Annotated in this window: 20 protein-coding genes and 2 rRNA genes (1 of these 22 cut by a window edge); 12 read left to right on the top strand and 10 right to left on the bottom strand. The window is 57.3% G+C overall.

Annotated features, from left to right (window positions below; genetic code table 11):
• The first annotated feature begins 175 nt into the window (after positions 1 to 175).
• Positions 176 to 997 carry an OBAP family protein gene (locus sS8_RS18665; protein WP_232020354.1) on the top strand — a complete coding sequence of 274 codons (822 nt, stop codon included), beginning with the start codon at positions 176 to 178 and terminating at the stop codon, positions 995 to 997.
• Between the two features lie 140 nt (positions 998 to 1,137).
• On the opposite strand, the gene sS8_RS18660 is transcribed toward sS8_RS18665, so the two are convergent.
• Positions 1,138 to 1,737 carry an OmpA family protein gene (locus sS8_RS18660; RefSeq protein ID WP_119631082.1) on the bottom strand — a complete coding sequence of 200 codons (600 nt, stop codon included), beginning with the start codon at positions 1,735 to 1,737 and terminating at the stop codon, positions 1,138 to 1,140.
• A 374-nt stretch (positions 1,738 to 2,111) separates the two neighbouring features.
• Here sS8_RS18660 and sS8_RS18655 point away from each other — a divergent pair, with 374 nt between their 5' ends.
• The 4 genes from sS8_RS18655 (at position 2,112) to sS8_RS18640 (ending at position 5,938) form a co-directional block, all read left to right on the top strand.
• The gene (locus tag sS8_RS18655) at positions 2,112 to 2,534 is read left to right on the top strand and encodes a glycine zipper family protein (protein ID WP_119631081.1); all 423 of its coding nucleotides are present in this window, start codon (positions 2,112 to 2,114) and stop codon (positions 2,532 to 2,534) included.
• A gap of 247 nt (positions 2,535 to 2,781) precedes the next feature.
• Positions 2,782 to 3,234 (top strand): hypothetical protein, encoded by a 453-nt coding sequence (locus tag sS8_RS18650; protein ID WP_119631080.1) that lies wholly within the window; start codon positions 2,782 to 2,784, stop codon positions 3,232 to 3,234.
• Positions 3,235 to 3,366: 132 nt separating this feature from the next.
• A complete protein-coding gene (locus tag sS8_RS18645) occupies positions 3,367 to 5,040 on the top strand; it encodes an ExeA family protein (protein WP_119631079.1) in 1,674 nt (557 codons plus the stop codon).
• A gap of 16 nt (positions 5,041 to 5,056) precedes the next feature.
• The gene (locus sS8_RS18640) at positions 5,057 to 5,938 is read left to right on the top strand and encodes a general secretion pathway protein GspB (protein ID WP_119631078.1); all 882 of its coding nucleotides are present in this window, start codon (positions 5,057 to 5,059) and stop codon (positions 5,936 to 5,938) included.
• Positions 5,939 to 5,975: 37 nt separating this feature from the next.
• On the opposite strand, the gene sS8_RS18635 is transcribed toward sS8_RS18640, so the two are convergent.
• The 5 genes from sS8_RS18635 to sS8_RS18615 form a co-directional block, all read right to left on the bottom strand.
• Positions 5,976 to 6,584, bottom strand: a complete 609-nt coding sequence (locus tag sS8_RS18635; RefSeq protein WP_170161159.1) for a DUF4166 domain-containing protein — start codon at positions 6,582 to 6,584, stop codon at positions 5,976 to 5,978.
• Between the two features lie 17 nt (positions 6,585 to 6,601).
• A complete protein-coding gene (locus tag sS8_RS18630) occupies positions 6,602 to 7,072 on the bottom strand; it encodes a DUF2269 family protein (RefSeq protein ID WP_119631076.1) in 471 nt (156 codons plus the stop codon).
• Complete coding sequence (locus sS8_RS18625; RefSeq protein ID WP_119631075.1) at positions 7,072 to 8,352, bottom strand: SDR family oxidoreductase; 1,281 nt, start codon at positions 8,350 to 8,352, stop codon at positions 7,072 to 7,074. The genes sS8_RS18630 and sS8_RS18625 overlap by 1 nt, the downstream gene beginning before the upstream one ends.
• 61 nt (positions 8,353 to 8,413) lie before the next feature.
• Entirely contained in the window at positions 8,414 to 8,941 is a 528-nt protein-coding gene (locus sS8_RS18620; protein WP_119631074.1) for a GbsR/MarR family transcriptional regulator, read from the bottom strand.
• Positions 8,942 to 9,366: 425 nt separating this feature from the next.
• Positions 9,367 to 10,392, bottom strand: coding sequence for a class I fructose-bisphosphate aldolase (locus sS8_RS18615; RefSeq protein ID WP_119631073.1), 1,026 nt, complete (start codon positions 10,390 to 10,392; stop codon positions 9,367 to 9,369).
• A 272-nt stretch (positions 10,393 to 10,664) separates the two neighbouring features.
• Here sS8_RS18615 and sS8_RS18610 point away from each other — a divergent pair, with 272 nt between their 5' ends.
• The 3 genes from sS8_RS18610 (at position 10,665) to sS8_RS18600 (ending at position 13,239) form a co-directional block, all read left to right on the top strand.
• Positions 10,665 to 11,099, top strand: a complete 435-nt coding sequence (locus tag sS8_RS18610; RefSeq protein WP_119631072.1) for a GlcG/HbpS family heme-binding protein — start codon at positions 10,665 to 10,667, stop codon at positions 11,097 to 11,099.
• Between the two features lie 36 nt (positions 11,100 to 11,135).
• A complete protein-coding gene (locus tag sS8_RS18605; RefSeq protein ID WP_170161158.1) occupies positions 11,136 to 12,002 on the top strand; it encodes an SRPBCC family protein in 867 nt (288 codons plus the stop codon).
• A gap of 67 nt (positions 12,003 to 12,069) precedes the next feature.
• Positions 12,070 to 13,239 (top strand): zinc-dependent alcohol dehydrogenase, encoded by a 1,170-nt coding sequence (locus sS8_RS18600; protein ID WP_119631070.1) that lies wholly within the window; start codon positions 12,070 to 12,072, stop codon positions 13,237 to 13,239.
• A 334-nt stretch (positions 13,240 to 13,573) separates the two neighbouring features.
• Here the strand turns inward: sS8_RS18600 and sS8_RS18595 are convergent, their stop codons facing one another.
• Positions 13,574 to 14,137 carry a CHRD domain-containing protein gene (locus sS8_RS18595; RefSeq protein WP_232020663.1) on the bottom strand — a complete coding sequence of 188 codons (564 nt, stop codon included), beginning with the start codon at positions 14,135 to 14,137 and terminating at the stop codon, positions 13,574 to 13,576.
• A gap of 219 nt (positions 14,138 to 14,356) precedes the next feature.
• Positions 14,357 to 16,102 (bottom strand): polysaccharide deacetylase family protein, encoded by a 1,746-nt coding sequence (locus sS8_RS18590; protein ID WP_197716572.1) that lies wholly within the window; start codon positions 16,100 to 16,102, stop codon positions 14,357 to 14,359.
• Between the two features lie 644 nt (positions 16,103 to 16,746).
• On the opposite strand from sS8_RS18590, the gene sS8_RS18585 reads away from it, so the two are divergent.
• The 4 genes from sS8_RS18585 (at position 16,747) to sS8_RS18560 (ending at position 20,394) form a co-directional block, all read left to right on the top strand.
• Positions 16,747 to 17,550, top strand: coding sequence for a hypothetical protein (locus tag sS8_RS18585; protein WP_119631068.1), 804 nt, complete (start codon positions 16,747 to 16,749; stop codon positions 17,548 to 17,550).
• Between the two features lie 180 nt (positions 17,551 to 17,730).
• Positions 17,731 to 17,895: a DUF1328 domain-containing protein gene (locus sS8_RS18580; RefSeq protein ID WP_119631067.1), complete on the top strand. Its 165-nt coding sequence runs from the start codon at positions 17,731 to 17,733 to the stop codon at positions 17,893 to 17,895.
• 1,002 nt (positions 17,896 to 18,897) lie between these two features.
• Entirely contained in the window at positions 18,898 to 19,245 is a 348-nt protein-coding gene (locus tag sS8_RS18570) for a hypothetical protein (protein ID WP_145986603.1), read from the top strand.
• A 954-nt stretch (positions 19,246 to 20,199) separates the two neighbouring features.
• Positions 20,200 to 20,394, top strand: a complete 195-nt coding sequence (locus tag sS8_RS18560) for a hypothetical protein (protein ID WP_119631063.1) — start codon at positions 20,200 to 20,202, stop codon at positions 20,392 to 20,394.
• Positions 20,395 to 20,643: 249 nt separating this feature from the next.
• Here sS8_RS18560 and rrf read toward each other — a convergent pair.
• Together rrf and sS8_RS18550 are read right to left on the bottom strand one after the other, a co-directional pair.
• Positions 20,644 to 20,756, bottom strand: a 5S ribosomal RNA gene (rrf, locus tag sS8_RS18555).
• Between the two features lie 99 nt (positions 20,757 to 20,855).
• Positions 20,856 to 22,250 (bottom strand): 23S ribosomal RNA (locus sS8_RS18550) (it continues 1,496 nt past the right edge of the window).

The raw sequence follows: 22,250 nt of genomic DNA, 5'->3' as shown, positions 1-22,250 counted from the left end.
CCCGGAGACACCGTTTGCGATTGGAAAGGATTTCCGACCTACTCGGAGCGCCCTTACAGCAGGTACGAAAATGCTCTAGGTATATCCCCCTATTGTTGCCGGCGGGTCGCAAAGGAACAATCCAAGCGGTGTTTTCATCCACGAATCTTCCGCGAGGGACGCCATGGACAAGTCGGTGTCTGACAGCACTGAGTGGAAACTGGCCGTGCTGATATTCGCGGCCGTGATATCGGGCTGCCAAAGCAGCAAGAAAACTGCCCCGGGCGCCTCGCCCGAAGGCCGGGAAAAAACCGCGAAAACCCAGATGCTCGAAACCGGAGCCGCGTTGCTGCAGGCTCAGTCGCCCCTGCGCCCGATGGATATTTACCTATCGGGTTTCCATGTCGCAAAAAAAGATCCGTCCCATCAGATGGAAGCTCATCACTATTGCCGCCAGGTCAACGAGGACTTTGCACAATGCGTGCTATTCGACGGCAATACCACCGATGCCAATCTGATCGGCATCGAGTACATCATCTCGGAATCGCTGTTCGAATCCTTGCCCGCCCGAGAGAAACGATACTGGCACCCGCACAATTACGAGATTCTCTCCGGCCAGTTGACGGGCCCGGGCATCTCCGATCTTGCCGAGAAAGAGCTCATGAGAGGAAAAATGAACAGCTACGGCAAGACCTGGCATTTATGGAACTCGGCACCCTTCGGAAAACACGGCGACAACATGCCTCTCGGCGCTCCTATCCTGGAATGGTCATTCAATCGCGACGGCGAAGCTCTGCCGGGCCTGCTGGAAGAACGGGACCGGCGTATGGGAACCGACATTGCACAAGAGCGGCTTGACCGAAGAGACCTGATTCCCTTGGCCAAGCCTCAGAGCGGAGTGGATGCGCTGAAAAAGAAGTTTCGCAAGCCCACCCGATCGATTCCGGGCGTCATGAACAAGAGCGGTCCGCTGTCTCGCTCCAAACAACCGGCCAGGCGGTTGTCGGATAAGAACTGACCCGAATCCCGCACGGTTGGATAGGCGACGCCCGCGCTCACGGTACAGCGCCGCCGCGACGCGATGCGCCGGCGAGAAGACAGCGGGCGGCGGATTCGGTTTTACTGCCCTTCAGCGGTACACCGGACGCTACCGATGACTTATTCGACTCCCGACGGAGGATAAGTCCGTGGAGCGGACGGTTCGGCCGCAGACGGCCGCCCTGAAGTCTGTTCACGCATCTCCTTACGGGTTTCGATCGTCAGTTCCACGCGGCGGTTCTGTGCCCGGCTGGCCTCGTCGGTACCCGAAAACTTCGGATCTCGCTCACCCACGCCCTGCTGCGAAATGCGGGCCGCATTGACTCCATTGGATATCAGATAGTCGGCCACGTTGTCGGCACGCCGTTCGGAAAGCCGCAGGTTCTGCCTGTCCGACCCGACGTCATCGGCATGCCCCGTGACGGTGACGGTCGACTCGGGATATTGGTTCAAAACCGACGCGACCGATTTCAATGAGCTTTGCACTTGCTGCGTCAAGTTAGCCGAGCCGAACGAAAATGGGACATCTACATCGAGGGTATTTTCCGATGTTCTCTCCACGTCTACCCCGGCGTCCTCCAAGGCTAGACGCATCGCACGTCCTTCGCGGTCCACGCCCATGACTTTACCCAGCGGACGCCTTCCGCCTGTGTGCGGATCGGTTGTACAGCCGACCAGCATCACTGAACACAAACCTATTGCGATCCAACGCATGTTCATAACAACCTCCTGTTAAAGCACTCCCAATTAGACCAATAAATGACGCCAAAATTTATTCAAGGTTCAGGCTCTTGACTATCGTCGCCGTAATGCCGGGCTCCCCGGCTGCATGGCAGTCGATTCGGCGGCGCCCGTCGAAGATCGATTGTCCCGGTAAGTCCGGGACATTTCGGCCCGTACGTTATTCCTCGCCGCGCCAGTAGAAGCATTCGCTCGCGATTGCGCGGCCTTAATGAATAAAATGGAATTAAACACCGACAATAGTGTCTGCCGTAATTAATCAGGCCCGTATATATGGATCGAATTAAAAAGCGACGGGCAGCGAGAAAAGCACGCTCGGAGCCGGTTACACGTCGAATGATGGAGGATGACGCATGAGAGCCGCTGCTGGTTTGATCTTTTTCGCGTTTGTGACAGCCTTGGGAGGCTGCGCCGCCGCAAGGCCGGTACTCTATCCGAACGAGCATCTTCAGAACGTCGGGCAGGCTAGCGCCGACCGCGACATCGCCGAGTGCAAATCCCTGGCTGAAGCGGCCGGGGCCGGCGGCGGACGAGGCGGTGCCGGCCGCGCGGCCGGAAGCACGCTCGGCGGCGCCGCCGTGGGCGCGGCGAGCGGCGCGGTCGGCGGCGCCGTAATCGGATCGGCCGGCGCCGGTTCGGCAATAGGTGCGGCGAGCGGCGCGACCGCAGGACTGATTCGGTCATTGTTCGGTCGATCGGGACCCGATCCCGCTTATCAGGCCTTTGTCAACCGATGCTTGCAGGAACGCGGCTATGATGTCGTCGGTTGGGATTGATCTGCGTATTTTGAACTCCCCACCCCAACGGTCACGAGGCCATATCGGAAATCCGTGGCACAGCTCGCTTCTCCGAATTGGAGACTTAATCAGAGCTTCCTTAAAGAGGCTCCACACGATGCTTAAAGTCCGGAATTGACCTTTCGTCCAGGTTTGGTCTTAATACTCATGAGTAACTCACAAAGTTCAAGCCATGGCTTAGGTCTATCGGTTTTTGGCTTTAATGAGTAACTAATGAGGATGATCTATGCGCGGACTGAAAGCCGAAAAATATGAAGCTGCGCTAATTTACTTACAGCGGATGCTCAAAGAGCCCGGCAAAGCACGGGAAATATTAGTAACTCACATATCGGGCGCGACCGAGCAGCTCGCTCTGTGTTCGGACCTCTGCCGTTTGAACGAATGGATAGAACGGCATCTGAACGATACCGGCTGGAAACGCCTCCAGAATGCCCTGAACCAGCGCCAATGCTCGGCCAACTTGCAGCGGATGAGTCTCAAGAAGAGCACCTATGCCGCTCTCGCCAAGCTGGCCAAGGAGCGGGGGATGACCCTCAACGAGACCGTCGAGCACCTCCTGAAACTGCACGAGGCCGATGGCTTAGTTACTAATCCTCCAGCCGATTCGGAGGAAGCCGAGGACATTAACGAAGAAATGCTGATTTGGATGATGGCCCGATCGTCGGGATCGGATGCTTAGAGGGCATGTGGGAAGCGGCTACCCGCCTTCGTCGGCATGCGCAACCTACGCTTGACAGTCACCGCCGACGCAATGGTATCGTCGAATCAGATCTGAAACCGAACCGGTACTCGGGACCTCTCGCATTCCATCATGTACGCGCCGTATTTTCATCTCAGCGAGCCGCCCTTTTCCATCGCCCCGAACCCGCGCTATCTCTATCCGAGCCCACAGCACCAGGAAGCGCTAGCACATCTTACCTACGGGATAGGCGCGGGCGGAGGCTTCGTCGTGTTGACGGGAGAGGTCGGAACCGGAAAAACGACCTTGTGCCGCTGCCTTCTCGACCAGCTCCCCGAGGACGTAGACCTCGCCCTGATTTTCAATCCCCGTCTAAGTCCCCGCGAACTGCTCGCCAGCATTTGCGACGAACTGCACATAGCGTATTCCGAAGACCTGGCAAGCCTGAAACAGCTGATCGATCTGCTGAACCGTTATTTGCTCGAAAGGCACGCACGAGGCAGACGGACCATCGTTCTCATCGACGAAGCACAGAACCTCAGCTACGAAGTTCTGGAACAAATCCGCCTACTCACCAACCTGGAGACCCATCAGGCCAAACTGCTGCAATTCATCCTGGTCGGACAGCCCGAACTCGGCGCGCTCCTGGCGCAACCGCACTTGCGGCAGCTTTCGCAGCGAATATCGGCGCGCTTTCACCTGCGTCCGCTGAATGTCCGGGAAACAGCAGCTTATATCCGGCATCGGCTTGCCGTCAGCGGCGCCGCAGATTCGCTATTCAGCCGGCTGGCCGTCGGCGAAATCCATCGCCGGTCGGGTGGCATTCCGCGTCTCATCAATCTGATTTGCGACCGGGCGTTGCTGGGAGCCTACAGTCTGGGCAAACCATCCGTAAGCTTTGTGATCGCCCGCAAGGCGGCCCGGGAACTGATGCCCAAGCGCGGCATCGGAGTGTCCGTGCGCTCCTCGGCCGCCACACCCCTAGCGGTTCTGGCCGTACTTTCCGTCGCCGGCTCGCTCTATGCCGGCTATGCGCTCCGCTCCGCGCCGGCAGCCGTGCCGAGACAGCTGTCGACATTGTGGAATCCGCTCGCGACCGACGATCCATCGAAACCGGACGCCCCGTCTTTCTCAGCGCAAGTTGCAGCGCCGGCAAAATCCGCCGATACCGTCCCGATCGTGACGGCCGAAGCCGAACCCTCGTTTTCCGAGCTGATCGCAGATCCCGGCTTGACCCGGGACAAAGCTTTTGCCAGCCTCTTGTCCCTGTGGCGAATCGACCTGCCGGACGGGACATCGGACCCGTGCCGAGTCGCCGAACAGAAAGGACTTCGCTGTCTTCCGATCAACGGCAACTGGTTTCAACTGCGAAATCTCGACCATCCCGCCGTACTCGAGTTTGCCACGCCGGATGGGGCAAAGCGCTATGCGGCTATAGTGGGCATTCGAGACGAAAAGATCGAACTCAGTCTCGGCGAGCGCAAGCGTACCTTCGGCCTCGCCGACATCCTGCCGTTTTGGAGGGGCAGCGCCATCGTGCTTTGGAAACCGCCGGGCGGCGACGCTCCGGCTCTGGCTATGGGCAGCAAGGGCGAAACCGTGAGGTGGCTGAGGCACGTATTGCGCGCACCGGCCCAAGACGGCGCCGACGATTATTTCGATGCTTCGTTGAGGGACAGGGTCATTGCATTTCAGGCGGAACACGGATTGGCTCCGGACGGCGTGGCAGGTCCCTACACCATGGTTCATCTTGCCAAGCGAGCCGACGATTCCGGCGTTCCGAGGCTAAGCTCACGTTCTCATTGATACTGGAACAGCGCCGATGTCCTATATACTCGAAGCACTCCGCAAATCGGAACGCGAACGGCAAGCAGTACCGACCGCACCGCCCGCTCCCGTCCCGCTCGATCGGGCGCCGCCGGAGCGTCGCGGCTGGGCCTGGATGGCAGTGTTTCTCATTGCGCTGAACGGCACCGTGCTGGGCTACCTTTGGTTTACCCGAGGAGCGCCCGGCGAGCCGGTCATCCGGCCCGGCGTGGCCGAGTCCGCGGAACGGACGATTGGAACCAGGGCTACTTCCGGCATTCCCACTGCTCCGCCGGACTCGGCCCCGGCCGAGCCGAGCTCGGCGAAGATCCAAGCGCCGGTGCCGCCGGCACTCGTGCAGACGGCCCCGCCGCCGACAAGCCGGCGCCCAATCGCGATGGCCGACAAAGGCGGCGATCCGGCGGCATCGCGGCCAACGGTTTCCAGGCCCAAGCCCGTCGCCTCCGAAGTCCCGGAACACCCGTCGGCGCCGACGGCTGATGAGCGACTGGGCAGACCGGCGGAAAAAACGCGGCAACCGATCGATCAGGAAACCGTGCCCGAACCTTCGGCAAGCGAGCGCATTGAGCCTGCGGTCGCGTTACGGGCTCCCGCAATCAAACCGGAACCTCGCAATCCGCCGCCCCGGGATCACGCGGATAAACCAGACCTTCCCTTGCTCAACGCCCTGCCCGTCGATTTTCAGCAGCGTCTGGGGCCCATCACGATCAATGTATTCGCGTATTCCGAGCAGCCCGAGGAACGCTTCGCCATTATCGATATGAAAAAATACCAGGTCGGTGACCGCATCCAGGCCGGCGCGGAGCTGCTGGAGATCCGATCCGACAGTTTGGTACTGCAGTCGGAAGGGCGTAAGTTCCGGGTTCCGCGGCCGTAGGCCGGTTTCCGGCCGGCGGCTCGTACGGCCACGGCCATCACGTCCGAAACCGGCCGCGATAGGCGAAGGTTCGCCCGAGCCATGGATGCACGATCTCGAAGTCCAGGCGCACTTCGTCATCGGACACCGGACTCTCGACGATAACGGCATTCCCGAGCAGTAGCCAGTTGGGAATTCCGATCATCACGGGCCCGACTTTCCAGCAGTGCTCCAGGCCCGTATACACCAGCGCCCCGTCCCGCACGGCCAGCCGCATGCGGATGCCGACCCCGAAGCGTAGAATCTCGACGACCTCGCCGCTGCCCGCCGGCTCCATGCGGGACAAGAACTCGGTGGTCCGGCCGTCCGGGAAAGAAAAGGTTCGATGCCAGTAAAGGACGTCGGGTTTGTCCGGATCGGTTGCATTCCGAACCTCGACGGGGATATTGTCGCCCGGATAAGGCACCAGCGCCTTGAACCATCGGGCGATCACCAGCCAAGGCTTGATCAGGGGCGAATGGCGAATTTCCTCCATGACACCCTGGAGAATCAGGCCCTCGGCGGACGCCGGCGAAAGATCGTAATGGCGGCGCACGGCCGGCGCGAGCCGGGCCCAATGTTCCTCGCCGAGAACCCGCCGAAAGACGGGCAAATCGTGTACGGTCATCACTATCATCCCCTTGTTCAATCGAATGTCGGTTTGTAAACCATCAGATATAGCGTGGCGAGCATGGCGAAGAAGGCCGGCACCCCCAACCAAACCCATTTGTTCAGGTCGTGCCAATACCGGTCGGGCAGCGGCTCGCCGGTGGCCAGCGCCCGATCGCAGTCGTTGCGCATGCGGATTTGAAGGTATACGACCGGCAGCCAGCAGCCGCCGGCGACGACATACATCAGCACCGATGCGACCAGCCACGGCGAATCGAGCGGATAGCCGTAGAGCGCGGCCAGGACAAAGCCGGACACCGGCTGGACGATCACGGTCGGCGTCGTGAACAGCCAATCGGCCAGCACCACCCGCCGGTTGACGATCGCCATCGCCGGCACATTCCGGCTCAGGTCCGTGGTGAATTTGAAAAAGGCCGTCCCCATGCCGGTGCCGAACAGGAACATCGAGCTCAGGATATGGACCCATTTGATGATCAGAACGTCCATCAGCGTTTCTCCGCAGCCATGACCGCCAAGGTGGCGATGAAAATAGGAATGTTCTTCGCAATCGGTGCGAAGGGATGCAGCCAGAATTCGGGCAGGTTTACGGTGATGACCGCGGTGTAGGCCAGCATGGCCAGGAGCTGGAGGATTCCGACCCGGACCACGTGAAAACGCACCAGCAAAGCGACACCGAGAAACAGGTCCATCGCTGCGGCGCCGTACAGCACCCAGGGAGCCGGCGCGCCGGTAATCCCCGCGGCCGCCAAAAGCGCGAGACTTTCATGCTCCGGGAAAAAGAAGGCCGAGGTCAGTCCCGACCCTATCCAAAGCAGCGCCAAAGCATACCGAAGCGCGGGGATGATCAGGGACAGCCCGGCATAGGTTCTTTCCGCGGGGGTTGCCGGCCGCTCCCGGAGGACATCCGTCAATGCTCGAGTCCGAAAGCCGAGCCGGTCGGACAAGATCTCGGGATCCCCCACGTTGCCCTGCTCCAGCATACGTAGCGCTTCTCCGTTGAGCGGTGTCGCCGTCACCGCGCCGACTCCGTTCGCAATCGGCAGAATCCAGCCGTAAGGTATCGGTGCGAAACGCGCCGGCCCGTAGCCCAACCAGTGTCTGAACACGCTCAGGCATTCGCGCAAGGTCATCGGTTCGGGACCCACCACGGGAAGCCGGAGGCGCGCCGGCGCACCGGGTTTCAGCAGCCGCAGCACGATCCGCGTCAGATCGTCCACGTGGACCGGCTGAATTCTCTGGCCTCCGTCGCCGACCAGCGGTATGAGCGGCAAGGCCGCCAGCGCGCAGAACAGATCCGAACTCTGACCGCCGGGTCCGAACACCAGCGAAGGCTGGAGGACGGTCCAGTCGAGATCCGTCGTTTCCAAAAAATCGTCCGCGGCCAGTTTACTCAGGTGATAGCGGCTGAACGCCGAGTCGTCGGCGCCTAAAGCCGAGATTTGAATGACTTTCCGGACGCCGGCCCGGCGGCACGCCTCGAACAGGGCTATCGGGGCATCGCGATGCAGGTTGTCGAAGCGGCTGTTCCCGCGCTCGGCGATGATTCCGACCGCGTTGATCACTGCGTCCACCCCCGATAAGCGAGGAACCCAGTCGTCCGGCCCGGTCTGACACGCGAAATCGACGGCAACTGATTCCACGCCCGGCACATCGAGAAATACGAAGCGTCGATGCACGCCCGCGATGACCTCGTGGCCTTCGCGCAGCAATGCCGGCACGATATGGCGCCCTATGAATCCGGAGGCTCCGGTCACAAACACTCGCATCGCATTACCTCCTTTATGTTCCGAATTTTCAGTAATGACAGAAATATAAAGACAAAAGAAATCAGCCCTTCGAGCTCAACAGTCTCTCGACCTTTGCCCCCAGATCCAGCAGCTTCACTAATACCGGCCTCGGCAAGCGCCGCATCTGGTCGTACCAGGACAGCAGCCGTTCCAGGAACTGGGCCGCCGCCTCGATACGGCGCTGCACCTCCGGCCCGCTTTCGTCCTCATCGCCATCGAGCACACACTCCCGGAGCACGGTCAGGGTCGGGTCCAGCTCGCGACGCTTGCGGTTCTCGGCAATCGCAAAAAAGGTGTCCCACAGATCCGAAAGCGCTTCGAAGTGATCACGGCGGTCGCCTTTGACATGCAGCAGCTTGACCAAGCCCCAGCTCTGCAACTCCTTGAGACTGGTGCTGACATTCGAACGCGCCACCCCAAGGGTTTCGGCGATCTCGTCGGCGGTCAGGGGCTTTCCCGCAAGGTAAAGGAGAGCGTGGATCTGCGCCACGGTGCGATTGACACCCCAGCGGGAGCCCATTTCGCCCCAGTGCAGAACATACTTTTCCATGACCGGCGTGAGCTTCATAGAGCATTCCTGAATTTTCAGAATTAACAGAAATTATAGACCACACCTTCAGTTTACGGTCAATCTTTTTGAGCCGGTAGGATTTATCAACCCGGCTATCAATGTAGGCCGGGTTGATCGGGCACGGCGACAAACCGTGTGAGCGACACCTAATTCCAATCGGCACTCAAGTGGACATTCATCGAGGATGGGTAGAGCGAAGCGAAACCCATCGATGCCGGGTTAGCCCTTCGACAGGCTCAGGACAGCCTCCGCGTAACCAACCGATTCGAGGTCGCTCGGTGGGTTACGGCGCACGCGAAGCGCAGTGATCGGTCATCGGTCAGTGTTAATGTGCGCCTAACCCACCCTACGAAAATGAATTCCTTATTGAAAGCGATTTGGCATAAGCGTGTACCGGCCTAGGCTACGGCCTGCCCTAAGTTCTAGGCCGCGTGTTCCGTCTCGGGATCGTATTGACCCAGCCCCGCGGCTCCGTTGAAGCGTGCGCGCCGGATGAGGGCCTGCTGAGCCGCGGCCGTGTTTTCCGGCCGGCCGAGCCAGATGGCCATGGGTGATGCCTGTAAGGCGCGGCTGAACGAGAAAGTCAGCGTCCAGGGGGTTTTCATGGTCTGAGCCTTGACATTGATCGCATTGAGATTGGCGCTGGCCGTCGTATCGCTCTGGCCACCGGACAGGAAAGCGATACCGGCGACCGCCGCCGGCACGGTTCGTCTGAGACAAGCCACGGTCATGTCGGCGACTTCGTCCGGTGGCGCCCGGCGCGGACAGTCCGTCCCGGAGAGCACCATGTTGGGCTTCAAGATCATGTCCTTGAATACAATGCGGTAGCGCACGAGCGCATCGAAGACTTCGTGCAATGCCGCTTCGGTCGCCCACCGGCAGGTTTTGATGTCATGCGCACCGTCCATCAGCACTTCCGGCTCGACGATAGGCACCAGCCCGTGAACCTGGCAAAGACCCGCATAACGCGCCAGCGCGTCGGCGTTGGCGCGCAAACATTGCGACGTGGGGGTGCCCTCGCCGATAGCGATTACCGCGCGCCATTTGGCGAAGCGTGCCCCCATCCGGCGATATTCGTCGAGCCGGTCGGCCAGGCCGTCGAGCCCTTGAGTGAACCGTTCGCCCGGAAAGAACGGTAGGTCGACCAGCCCCTTGTCGACCTTGATGCCGGGAATAATGCCTTTTTCGGCGAGGAGCTCCGGAATAGGCCTGCCGTCGGATGCCCTCTGACGGATCGTCTCATCGAACAAAATCACGCCGCTGATATACTTTTCGAGGTCCGGCGAGGTAAATAACATCTCGCGATACGCCAGGCGCGTTTGCTCGGTACATTCGATGCCGAGTTTCTTGAATCGCTTCCCGATCGTACCGGTACTCTCGTCGGCCGCCAGCAGTCCCTTGCCCGGCGTGACCATCCGCGCGGCTATATGTGCCGAGTCTTCAGACATAAACCCTCCTTCTTTCGCTTAAGAATTCATCTCCGGATACCTTAATAAACACTACTGCTCGGCGATGCCGCTCCGAAGATCGGCTCCGCCTTGGAACGTTAGACCATACGTAATGCGAGGGGTGCCGATCCGTCACACCGACGGTTGAGTTTATACCGTTTGCGGTTAACTCCCGGCTGCGGTCACCTGCCACAAATTTCGAGCACCGGAGCTGCAACCCGCCGCTGTCCGGATGGTCGAAGACATTTATCGAATCGACGGAGGGAAAGGCCATGCACGTCAGCTATGTGGAAGCGCAGCGCGCCGTCGCGGCGGCACTCAAGAAATCCGAGGAGATCGGCGCGCGCAGTTGCATTGCGGTGGTGGACTCGGGCGCGACTCTGAAAGCGTTTGCCCGTATGGACGATGCTTGGGTGGGCAGCATCGACATCGCGATCCGCAAAGCCAAAACCGCCTGTTTCTTCGGCATGCCCACCGGCGAAATCGGCAAGATGTCGCAACCCGGCGGCTCTTTGTACGGAATCGAAGTTTCGAACGAGGGCCTGATCACGTTTCCGGGCGGCCTTCCGATCGTGAATGCCGACGGCGTTCTGATCGGTGCAATCGGCGCTAGCGGCAGCACGGTCGAGAACGATCACAAGGTTGCGATGGCCGGATGCGAGGTCATCGGAGTTTCCGATCTGCCGGAACACCCATGGCGTACCTGAAAAGGACGGGAGCGACACATTATGGACGAGAAGCAAATGGCAAAGAGTTTGGGCTGGTTCAGTATCGGCTTGGGGCTGGCCGAGTTCGCGGCACCAAAGAAAATCGCCGATATGGTCGGCCTCGACGGTCGCCGCGGCATGCTCCAATTGTTCGGACTGCGCGAAATCGCGACCGGCATCGGCATTCTCATGCAGCCCGCGAATCCCAATTGGCTTCAGGCGCGGGTGGCAGGCGACGCGCTGGATCTGGCTTTGCTCGGATCGGCTTTGAGCGAAGACAACCCTAAACGCGAGAGAACGGCGGCAGCGATCGCGGCGGTCGCCGGGGTCACAGCCTTGGACATCATCGGCAGCGAACAATTAAGCCGTAGTGCAGGAATGCAGTCCGGAGCCATTCATTTCAGAGAAAGCATCACGATCGATCGTTCGGCAAAGGACCTTTATCGGTTCTGGCACGCCCTCGAGCATCTGCCGCGTATCATGAATCACATCGAATCGGTGCGGGAGATCGGTCCCGGCCGCTCACATTGGGTCGCAAAGGCTCCGGCGGGGATGCGTCTCGAATGGGACTCTGAGGTAATCGAAGACCGGCCGAGCGAACGGATCGCTTGGCGCTCGCTGGAAGGCGCTGACGTCGATAACGCCGGCTCGGTTAGCTTCGAACGCGCACCGGGCGGGCGTGGAACGGTGGTCAAAGTGGAAATGGATTACCGGCCGCCGGGCGGCATAGTCGGTGCCAAAATAGCAAAGCTGTTCGGCAAAGCGCCGGAGAAGCAGATATCCGTGGATTTGCACCGACTCAAGCAACTCATGGAAACCGGAGAGATCGCAACCACCGAAGGACAACCTGCCGGGCGCCCCCGCAGCCTGTCGGGAAAATACGACGAAATCGTCCAAACCTGACACCAAAACGCCGCAGAAGCTTCATTCTGAGATTCAGCAGCAATCAATTCGGACAAGGAACGCTGTCATGAAAGCGAATTGTTGGTACGGCAAGAACGATCTCCGGGTGGAACAGGTCTCTGACCCGGAAATCCTCAATCCGCGGGATGCCATCATAAAGATCACGTCGACTGCGATATGCGGCTCCGATTTGCACCTTTACGATGGGTTCATCCCGGCAATGGAAAAGGGCGACATCCTCGGCCATGAATTCATGGGCGAAGTCGTCGATGTCGGGCACGCCGTAAAAAATCTGAAAATCGGCGACCGTGTAGTAGTTCCCTTTCCCATTTCGTGCGGTGCCTGTTTCTTCTGTCGGAAACACCAGTACTCGCTGTGCGAAAACTCCAACCCGAACGCGGTGATGGCCGAGAAACTCTGGGGGCATTCGCCCGCAGGGATTTTCGGGTACTCACACCTGGTCGGCGGCTATGCCGGCGGACAGGCTGAATACGCACGGGTTCCGTTCGCCGATGTCGGTCCTCTCAAGATCGCAAACGGTTTTTCGGACGAGCAGGTTCTGTTTCTTTCCGACATTTTTCCGACGGCGTACATGGCGGCGGAAGCCTGTGACATTCAGGCCGGCGATACGGTCGCGGTCTGGGGCTGCGGGCCGGTAGGCCAACTCACTATTAAGAGTGCCTACCTTCTCGGCGCCGAGCGGGTCATCGCGATCGATCGTGTGCCGGAACGCTTGCGCATGGCAAGGGAACAAGGCGGAGCGCATACACTCGATTACGAGGAGGTCGACGTCTACGATGCACTCATGAACATGACCGGCGGCCGCGGTCCGGACGCCTGCATTGATGCCGTCGGCATGGAGGCGCACGGACACGGCATTCAATATGCGTATGATCATGCCAAGCAGGCTGCGATGCTGGAGACCGACCGACCCATCGTCCTGCGCGAGGCCATCATGGCCTGCCGAAACGGCGGTACGGTGTCGGTTCCGGGCGTCTATGGCGGGTTTGTCGACAAATTCCCCATCGGCTCCGTCATGAACCGGTCCTTAACCATCAAAACCGGGCAGACCCACGTGCACCGCTACATGCAACCCTTGCTCGAGAAAGTTCGGAACGGGGAGATCGATCCGAGCTTCATCGTTACGCATCAAATGCGCCTCGAAGACGCGCCCGCAGGCTACGAGATGTTCAAGCATAAGAATGACGAATGCATCAAGGTTGTATTGAAGCCGTGAAACAGCGATAAGCAGGTCCTTCCCGAAACTTCGGGACAGGCTTTAAACCTGGAAACGGCGGTTGAACACAGACGAGTGTGTACGGCCGGGAGGTCGGATGGCAAACCTGTTCTGAGCCGAGTCGAAGGGCTGTCGCGAGTTTCGTCGAAGCGGTGCGGAAATGGCAAACGGTCCTTCCCTTTGAGAAAGGGTGGCTTTGAACTGCTCTTGGACTGAAAAATAGGCCCGCCGACGAGCAGGCCTTTCGGATAGTGCTTGGAATCGAGAGACAGTTTTCGTACTGGACACGAATTAGCTAATTGGTAGCTTGATTGAACTTGAAACGGGAAATCGCCTACTCGGCCGGGGGCTGAGTGGGTTGTTCGCCGGCAGTGATAGACACAACCTGTCCGCGAATCTCGCCTTCCTGATTCTGTTCCGAACTCACGTTCACGTAGATATTCCCGGCTTCTATGGCCTGTAGCAATTCAGCCAAGGTGGTCACCGGGGTGCCGATCGCAGTCGAACAAGTCGTCCCGTCTTCAGCCGTTTGATCTTCCTCGGAAATGATATTGGCATCCGACATGGTTGCGCTGACTTCGAGTGGTGCAGTCACACCACCCCTGACCTGCCCCAGCAAATCGGCCACGACCGGACCGGTTTCACCTTGGGGAGCGCAATGGAGTTGGGCTTCCGTCAGTCTTGCACCTTCATCCTGGCCAACTTGGTGCACGCTGAGTCTGTATGTTACCTCCGTCGAGTCTTCATTAAGCTGGAACAACGCTATGCCTCGAGCCGTGGACTCGACCTGGGGAACTTCTTCCGAACCCCTTAAATTCGCTACAAACGGTCCTTCCTGGCTATATACGGAACCGGAAAACAAACATGTCAACACTATCGATATCGCGCTTTTACGCATCTTCATATCCTTATCCTCCTTGTGCATCCTCTTACCCCCGGGGCGTACCACCGGGAGAACGGTCACTGCTCTCGCGAAATTTCCAGTTAACGGAACTGTCCTCTTGCTCTTTCGTGATTCGATATCGATACAAGTGATTCCGTTCCGACACAGATATCATCATTTAGGAAACATGATGTTTTTCATTATGCAACAATTTGAGAGGAGATATGTTCACTTTTAGAGCAGGGCAATACGTTCAAGAGTACCCCGGACGACATTTCCCGCATGGTCTTCCGCTTCGACGTAATAGCGAACGTCCCCCACCCCGACCGGCAAGTCTACTGTGTAATACCGTGCTGTCAGCTCTGCCCCGGTTTCGCACGGATAAGGGCCGTGGTCCTGCATCGCCAGGGCGGTTTCGCCATTAGCCGTACGAACAACCAGGTTGACTCGCTTGATGCCGGAAGCATCGTAAACAAAGGTGTGTGCGGTGCCCTGGCGCGGAGCATCTGCCAAACAGCCGTGCCTCCATCGTTTTCCGCCGGGATTTTCCGGCGTAACCCAAGGAGCAAAGATTGTTGGCCCAGTGCGATCCAGGCCGGCGGCAACGAGCCGCTCGACAGCCGGTTTCAGCAACCCATAGCCTCGGTTGACGGCATTGGTAACCTGGCGATCCCATACATCCTGACCGGTCCAGTACCAGTAACAACTGGTTTCCGCGGTCAGCAATAGCCGAATCGCACGGGTTAGCTGAGGGTGTCCGGGTTCGCTGTCTTCAAGGGTATGGACAAGATTCTGGAATGCCGTTAACAGGGCCCAGGAATTGAGATCCGGCGAATACGGCTGATCATAGCGGCTGAACCACTTCATGAACTGCGGATCACCGTTGTCGGCACCGGCCCAGGAGCCGGCCTCGATATGGACGGCATGGGCCGGGTCCGGAGGGAACCGTTGCAGATAATCGTCGATGGTGGTCAGTTCGAAGCGCGGGTCCTCACTCAGCCAGCGTACCAGCTGCCCTGTGTTGTGTTTGTAATAGCTGTCGGCACCGCCGCCATGATTGTCGCCGTCTGAGTGCAGCAAGAAAAAGGGGGGATGAGCCGGGTCGAATGAGCCGGTTTCGACGATCCGGTCGTACACTTGTCCGAGTACATCGGGATAGTGCAGTGCTCCGAAGCCGCCTCTGGCATCTTCGTTCCCGATGTAGCGCTCGGCCGGGATGGCGATCAGCTTGTGCAGATGACCGTCCGCATCTTCGTAGGCTACGTATTCGGGACTTAGTAGCGACGGCGAAATTTTTGAGCCCGCCCATACGTTGCGGAGCTGTACCCAGTCGTTCGCCGGGCGGTTAACCTGATCCGAGGAATTCGGCGGCAGCATGCCTTCATTGATGCCGGCATAGGGATAGTCTCGACAGGCACGAAAACGATGAATCGAATCGTAGATAACCGCAGTAACGCCGGCTTCGACCAAGGCCGGGATCATCCGCACGTGAAAAGCCGTTTCCGGCGGAAACAGTACGTTCGATGCCTTGACACCGAATGCGTCCCGAACGAGCTGCCGATGCCACGTAATTTGGCGGACGATATCACGTGCCGGTATCAGCGGCATCAGCGGATGAAAAAAGCCGAAGGCGGTGAAAGCGATGCGGGGATTGCCGAGTCTGGTTTTCGCACCGGCCATTTCACGTAAGACACCGTTCCAGCTGGAGAAGCGTCCACTGCACAGACCTTCGACTGCGCAACGATCGAGTTGTTCGATCACGGATCCGCTCCAGCTGGTGGATAGGCCGGCATGGGGCAAACCGGCGTCGATGTACTGCTGGACGGCAGCAGGGATGAAATCGGTGTAATTGCCGACCCGTGAACCGAAAATAGCTTCTTTTTCCCCATCCCACCCGTCCGGGTCGGTAGCATCATAGTACGGCTGGTGCATATGCTTATGGATGCCGAAATACACTTTGATTTCGGAACCGCCAATCATCTGCGCGCGGACCTCCGGTTTTGACGCAGGAACAGCTTCCAAACACAGCCTTCGGAATTCTTTGATCCAGTCACTGCCGCAAGCCTGCTCGATTTCGGTCTTACGACACCCCTCGACCTGAACGGTAATTTCCCCGGCTTCGAATAATCCTGCCGGCACCGAGGCAACATAAGTCCACTCGCCATCCGAGGCCGCTGCCGGTCGAACGTCATCTCCTTTGATAAGTTTCTGGGTGCCATGGCCGTGTAGAACGACTTGCGGGAACGGAATTTCGCCGTCGACCTTAAAAAACGAGCCGGAAAGCCGGGTTCTTGCCCGACGGCTCGCACACTAATGAAGAGGGACACTCGACTTCGACAAACCTGGAAAATACGCCCATCTAGGAATCCTCGGCTTCATGCGGCCAAATTTCAAAACGGCAGGATGCGGATGTTTGAAAACCGCAGCCCGATTGCGGCTAATCCGGCTCCACGTAAGGAATAGAGATGTGATCGGCCAATTGCCGGACGACGCCCCGAAACCACGGAGCGGAACATGAATAGAATACAAACTGAAAACACAGTGTTACAAACCGTTAACGGTGCCGGGGCTGTTGTAAACTGTACCGCCTATTTTTTCAACGAAATTTTTGCGCGAGGTTTTACATGGCGAGCGGTTTTATTCAACCACGGCGGACTTCTCCCGATGCGTGGCAAAACTGGATCAAACAAGGGTTTGAACTGGTTTCCCGGAAATGGCCGGTATGGATCGCCGTGATGACCGCGTGCAGCCTAGTATCCGGAGTTGCGGGAGCTGCCGAACCGATTGCTGAATATCTAACGCTCGCCTTGGGCTTCAATCTCGCTGTAGCGACGGACCACGAGTCGGACTGGGCTGGCTTAAGCTCGCGATTCCGTGCGATGTTTAGCGATGCAGTCAAATTTGGCTTTCAGGTGGGCATTTTCGTATTTTTGACGACAATTCCGCTCAACATGGCCATTTCCGGGAGCAAAGCCGCAACCGTGGCCAATGAGAATATACCGGTAATAGCCGACGACAGTGTCAAGCCCCACAATGAAGGCGATTTCTCGGTAGATCTCGTACACGTATACGAGGAAAGTGGGAACAATCTAATTGAATGGGCAATGATTTTACCGGTGGGCCTCGGATTTCTTTATCCATTACGAAGTCTTGGCGCAGGATTTGTCAGAGCGCTTGCACATGGACAACATGGCGCCATACTGAACAGAAATTCGATTCTGATCGTGGCTGCGTTCTCGCTCGTGAGCGTGCTGGCTTTCATCACACTTGACCTGTATCCGCTCATTCCTGTCGTTCAAGGCTTCTGGATGGCGGTGAATTATGTGATGTTCCGAGATATTTTCCTGGGAATCACGGAAAATCGGCGACACGCAGCCAAAGCGGTGGATGGGTACAATCAGGTGGAAACATCCGCATCCCGAATTTAAGGCCAGTTAGAACCGGCAGCTCCAACTTAGCCGCTGAGGTGCATGGAATCGCTTTATGGAGGACTGGGTCCACGGACGAGATCAATTGAGTAAAGCGTGCGCGGTGATTGTCTTATTAATTGTGTCGACATTTCTCCTCGACCGGGTGAAATGTAAAAATCCAACTACGGAGGATCTGCCATGATAGGTTGGGCAGTCACTTTTCTCGTCATCGCCCTTATCGCCGCCCTTCTGGGGTTCAGCGGAATTGCCGGAACAGCGGTCAACATTGCGTGGATATTGTTCGTAGTCGGACTAATCCTTGCTTTGGTCTTTTTCTTGATGGGTCGTCGTCCCCCAATCTAAACGGGAACCGCACTGTTTCGGTCGGGCAGCGGTTTCGGTAGCCGCTGCCTTGAAGGCCTCTGCCGGATGGGTAATTGTACTGTCCAGTGCTTGATACCGTGATTATCCACGGCTTGCTCTAACCCGCATATCTCATCGTCCTGCATCTGAGGGCTAACCGGCGGCGATAATGGAATCCGCTTGATCGGTTTTACGGCCGAGGAGCCGGGCCGCAGACAGCACTGCAAAAGGAATCTTGCAGGGGATGGTGCGAAAAAAGCAGACCCGATACCCAAACTACGCTTGTCGCCCTCGCTGCGGCCGCCGCCCACGACAAATCGGTTTCACCCAGCGGAATCACCGCAGCAGCATCAACTGCCCCGACCGCAAGGGTGCACACATGCCAGCCCCTTGGGGCGGCATCGAATTTAGTTTCAACAGGGTCAGGAGAACGACGCGTTAAGAAGAACCCGCCTGTCCACCCGAGTTCATCAACAATGAACTTAGAGACAGATCAGCCCGTGCACGCTCCGCGCAGTATAAAATACTGATGGCATAAACCGGTTGACCCGCGCGCGACACGAGTTCACTTCGAGCCCCTCGCTGCATTCGGTTTCTTGATAGACTCGTTCGCTGCGAGACATGGAGCGAGTGAGCGAGCGAGTCGAGTAGTCCCCGGAAGCCCGAGCGCCGGGTGTGAGACCGAAGGTCGACGCGATAGCGGCGGTCGGAGGTCTCACACAAGGCATCGCGACCGGGCGTCGAGTCATCTGCGAGCGGTGTCCGGACCCCTTGTTGGGTCCGGACCAGACGAGCGGGGACGGCCGGGGCGCCGAAGGCAATAACTCGTCGCCAATTTTTTGCTCCTTTTGGTGACTTGGAGGTCCCAAAAGGTTTCGCAAAAAATGGCGACGCAATCGCGTTTCGATTTCAGCCGAATTCGTTTATGTTGCGGAATCTCGCCGGAGTCTCCCTCCTGCGCGGGTATGATTTGCTGTCTATTACGTTTGAGGTATTGAGTGCATGTCCCTCGTCGAATGCAAAGAATGTGGCCACCGAAACTATGAAAGGCTTTTCCAATGCCGAAAATGCGGTAGATTGACCCACTACGGCACTGAAAGGCAAAAGTTACGGCGTCTGGCTTTGGGCGTTGCCCTGATTGTTTGTGAACTGATGCTATTGAAGAATCCCACCAAGGAAGATCATTTCAGAAAAGCTGTCGAACTAGACCGTATTCCTAATTCGTTTACGATTCAACACGATTTGGACCTCTACGACTATCATGATTATTACTTATTCTCGGCCTTGAGCGTTGGTCGGGAAAGAAACAAAACGCTGCTCACGTTTGGATTTCTCGCCACGGTCATTTAGATTGATAGAGCACTTGCTATACGGAGTGCCGGATTTCACTGTCTATTGAGCGGTTTCGCTCGAAACGCTTGCCCGGAGTTATGCAAGAAAAGAAGTAAGGTCGTTCGTGTTGCTTCCTACATGCCGTCCGGTGGAGTCAACATCGGCGTTTTTACCGAACGTGCGGCATCTTCCCAAGCTCAACGGACAAAAAAGGCCTGCCATGTAAAGCAGGCCTCAAGTGAGAAATGCCTGTTTGCGCGATTAAAGCCTCGAGAGTTCCGATTAAGGCTCGCTAGGTGTTTGTCCTGGCTGTGGCTCGCCTGCTGGGCTGCCGCCACCCGGCGTGGTTGGAGTTGTCTCGTTCTGACAGCCACCGAATAGGAGAGAAAAGAATACTAATCCAAGGGCAATCAGCTTTTTCATCAGCTTATCTCCATTCATATTGAGGATTGTGAAGCTCCATCCTTAAAAGCGATTCCTTGCCTCATCTAAAGTGACAACGGCAGCTTCGTTAAGTTCTTGTATTTGATGTTGATTAAAGTCTCCATTCAATAGATAAAAACGTGCAGCGACTACCGGGAATAGTCGAGCTCCGATGTATTGGCCGTGCGAAAGTCGTAAGAGTCGGCGAGTTCTGCTTGGTTTCCGGAGAAACCGGGAACGGTTCGGCAGTCTACATCTTCGTTATCAAGTGACTTAAGGTTTTCGTTCTCTTCCCATTTTAGGCGGTGAAGCTTCGAAATCCTGGTTCGTATCTCCCGATTCAACATTTGGGAGACTGCTTGCGCAAAACCGTTCCGAACGGCAGAATTAAAGCGGCACACTGACATTAGCAATTCTACAGAATTGCACGAAAGGCCATTCTGCACGGGAATAGCCTTTTACAAAGCGGGCGAACCTACACGGATTTATCATACTCATCAATTTGTCCTAAAGAATTGGAAGCTCCAATTTCAACGGAGGTTACTAAAAATGGCGCAACAATCAGGGCAAGAGCAACCGGATCAGCCGAAAAAAGACTATTTCTGGTTCTACATTGGAGGCTTAATCGTCGTAGTGATTGTCGGAGTCCTTCTATTGAAGGGCCGAGAAATGTCAAGCGTACCTTACGAGGCATATGAAGAAACGAAAAAGGAAGTGGACCAACAAGCCGAACAAGCAAGGTAAAAGTAGAGGGGGGTTGATCGCGTTGTGCGCCTAGGTGCTTGGCCTGGCCAGAAAGCATGTGGTGCGAATAGGCTTTCCTTTGCCCGACACATCTCGAGCGATTACGGCGCCGTCAGCTTCTCTTACCGCGTGGCCCAGCCAGGCGGTAGCGTTAGCGCGCTTACGATTTCAGCGCCGTGTGGAGTAGGGAATAGTTTCTGAAAAAAGGAAAGCCCCGGGGTTTGAGCCTCGGGGCTTTAGGGAAGAGGAGCCTGGCGGTGACCTACTTTCGCACAGGGAACTGCACTATCATCGGCGCTGAGCGGTTTCACTTCCGAGGTCGGGATGGGATCGGGTGGTTCCCGCTCGCTCTGGCCACCAGGCAAAACTGGTTTCATGTCGAGCTGTTTTTGTTGCTTGGCTCTTCACTCGGACAATGTACACGGCGTTTGGTGTCTTCACCCAAACGGTTTGGGTGTTATATGGTCAAGCCTCACGGGCAATTAGTATGGGTTAGCTTCAGCCATTACTGACCGTCCACATCCCACCTATCAACCTGGTGGTCTTCCAGGGCCCTTCAGGGGACTCGAAGTCCCAGGGAGATCTCATCTTGGGAGGGGCTTCCCGCTTAGATGCTTTCAGCGGTTATCCTGTCCGAACATAGCTACCCGGCTGTGCCACTGGCGTGACAACCGGAACACCAGAGGTTCGTTCACTCCGGTCCTCTCGTACTAGGAGCAACTTCCCTCAAATCTCCAACGCCCACGGCAGATAGGGACCGAACTGTCTCACGACGTTCTAAACCCAGCTCGCGTACCACTTTAAATGGCGAACAGCCATACCCTTGGGACCGGCTACAGCCCCAGGATGTGATGAGCCGACATCGAGGTGCCAAACACCGCCGTCGATATGAACTCTTGGGCGGTATCAGCCTGTTATCCCCGGAGTACCTTTTATCCGTTGAGCGATGGCCCTTCCATACAGAACCACCGGATCACTAGGACCTACTTTCGTACCTGCTCGACGTGTTTGTCTCGCAGTCAAGCGCGCTTTTGCCCTTACACTCTGTGCACGATTTCCGACCGTGCTGAGCGCACCTTCGTGCTCCTCCGTTACGCTTTGGGAGGAGACCGCCCCAGTCAAACTACCCACCATACACGGTCCCCGATCCGGATCACGGACCTAGGTTAGAACTCCAAAGTCACCAGGGTGGTATTTCAAGGTTGGCTCCACCGGAACTGGCGTCCCGGCTTCATAGCCTCCCACCTATCCTACACAAGCGAATTCAAAGTCCAGTGTAAAGCTGTAGTAAAGGTTCACGGGGTCTTTCCGTCTAGCCGCGGGTACACTGCATCTTCACAGCAAGTTCAATTTCACTGAGTCCCGGGTGGAGACAGTGTGGCCATCGTTACGCCATTCGTGCAGGTCGGAACTTACCCGACAAGGAATTTCGCTACCTTAGGACCGTTATAGTTACGGCCGCCGTTTACCGGGGCTTCGATCAAGAGCTTCGCTTGCGCTGACCCCATCAATTAACCTTCCGGCACCGGGCAGGCGTCACACCCTATACGTCCTCTTTCGAGTTTGCAGAGTGCTATGTTTTTATTAAACAGTCGCAGCCACCGTTTCACTGCAACCCCCTTCCGCTCCATGAGCAAGTCACTTCACGTACCAGGGGCGTACCTTCTCCCGAAGTTACGGTACCATTTTGCCTAGTTCCTTCACCCGAGTTCTCTCAAGCGCCTTAGAATTTTCATCCTGCCCACCTGTGTCGGTTTTGGTACGGCCAGATGTAACCTGAAGCTTAGAGGTTTTTCTTGGAAGCCTGGCATCAATCACTTCGGTCTTGGCGAACCAAGACACCGTCATAACGTCTC

Source organism: Methylocaldum marinum (genome assembly GCF_003584645.1).
GTDB classification, from domain to species: Bacteria; Pseudomonadota; Gammaproteobacteria; order Methylococcales; family Methylococcaceae; genus Methylocaldum; species Methylocaldum marinum.
Note: the sequence above shows the minus strand (reverse complement) of the source record. Positions and strands in the feature narration are given on the sequence as shown.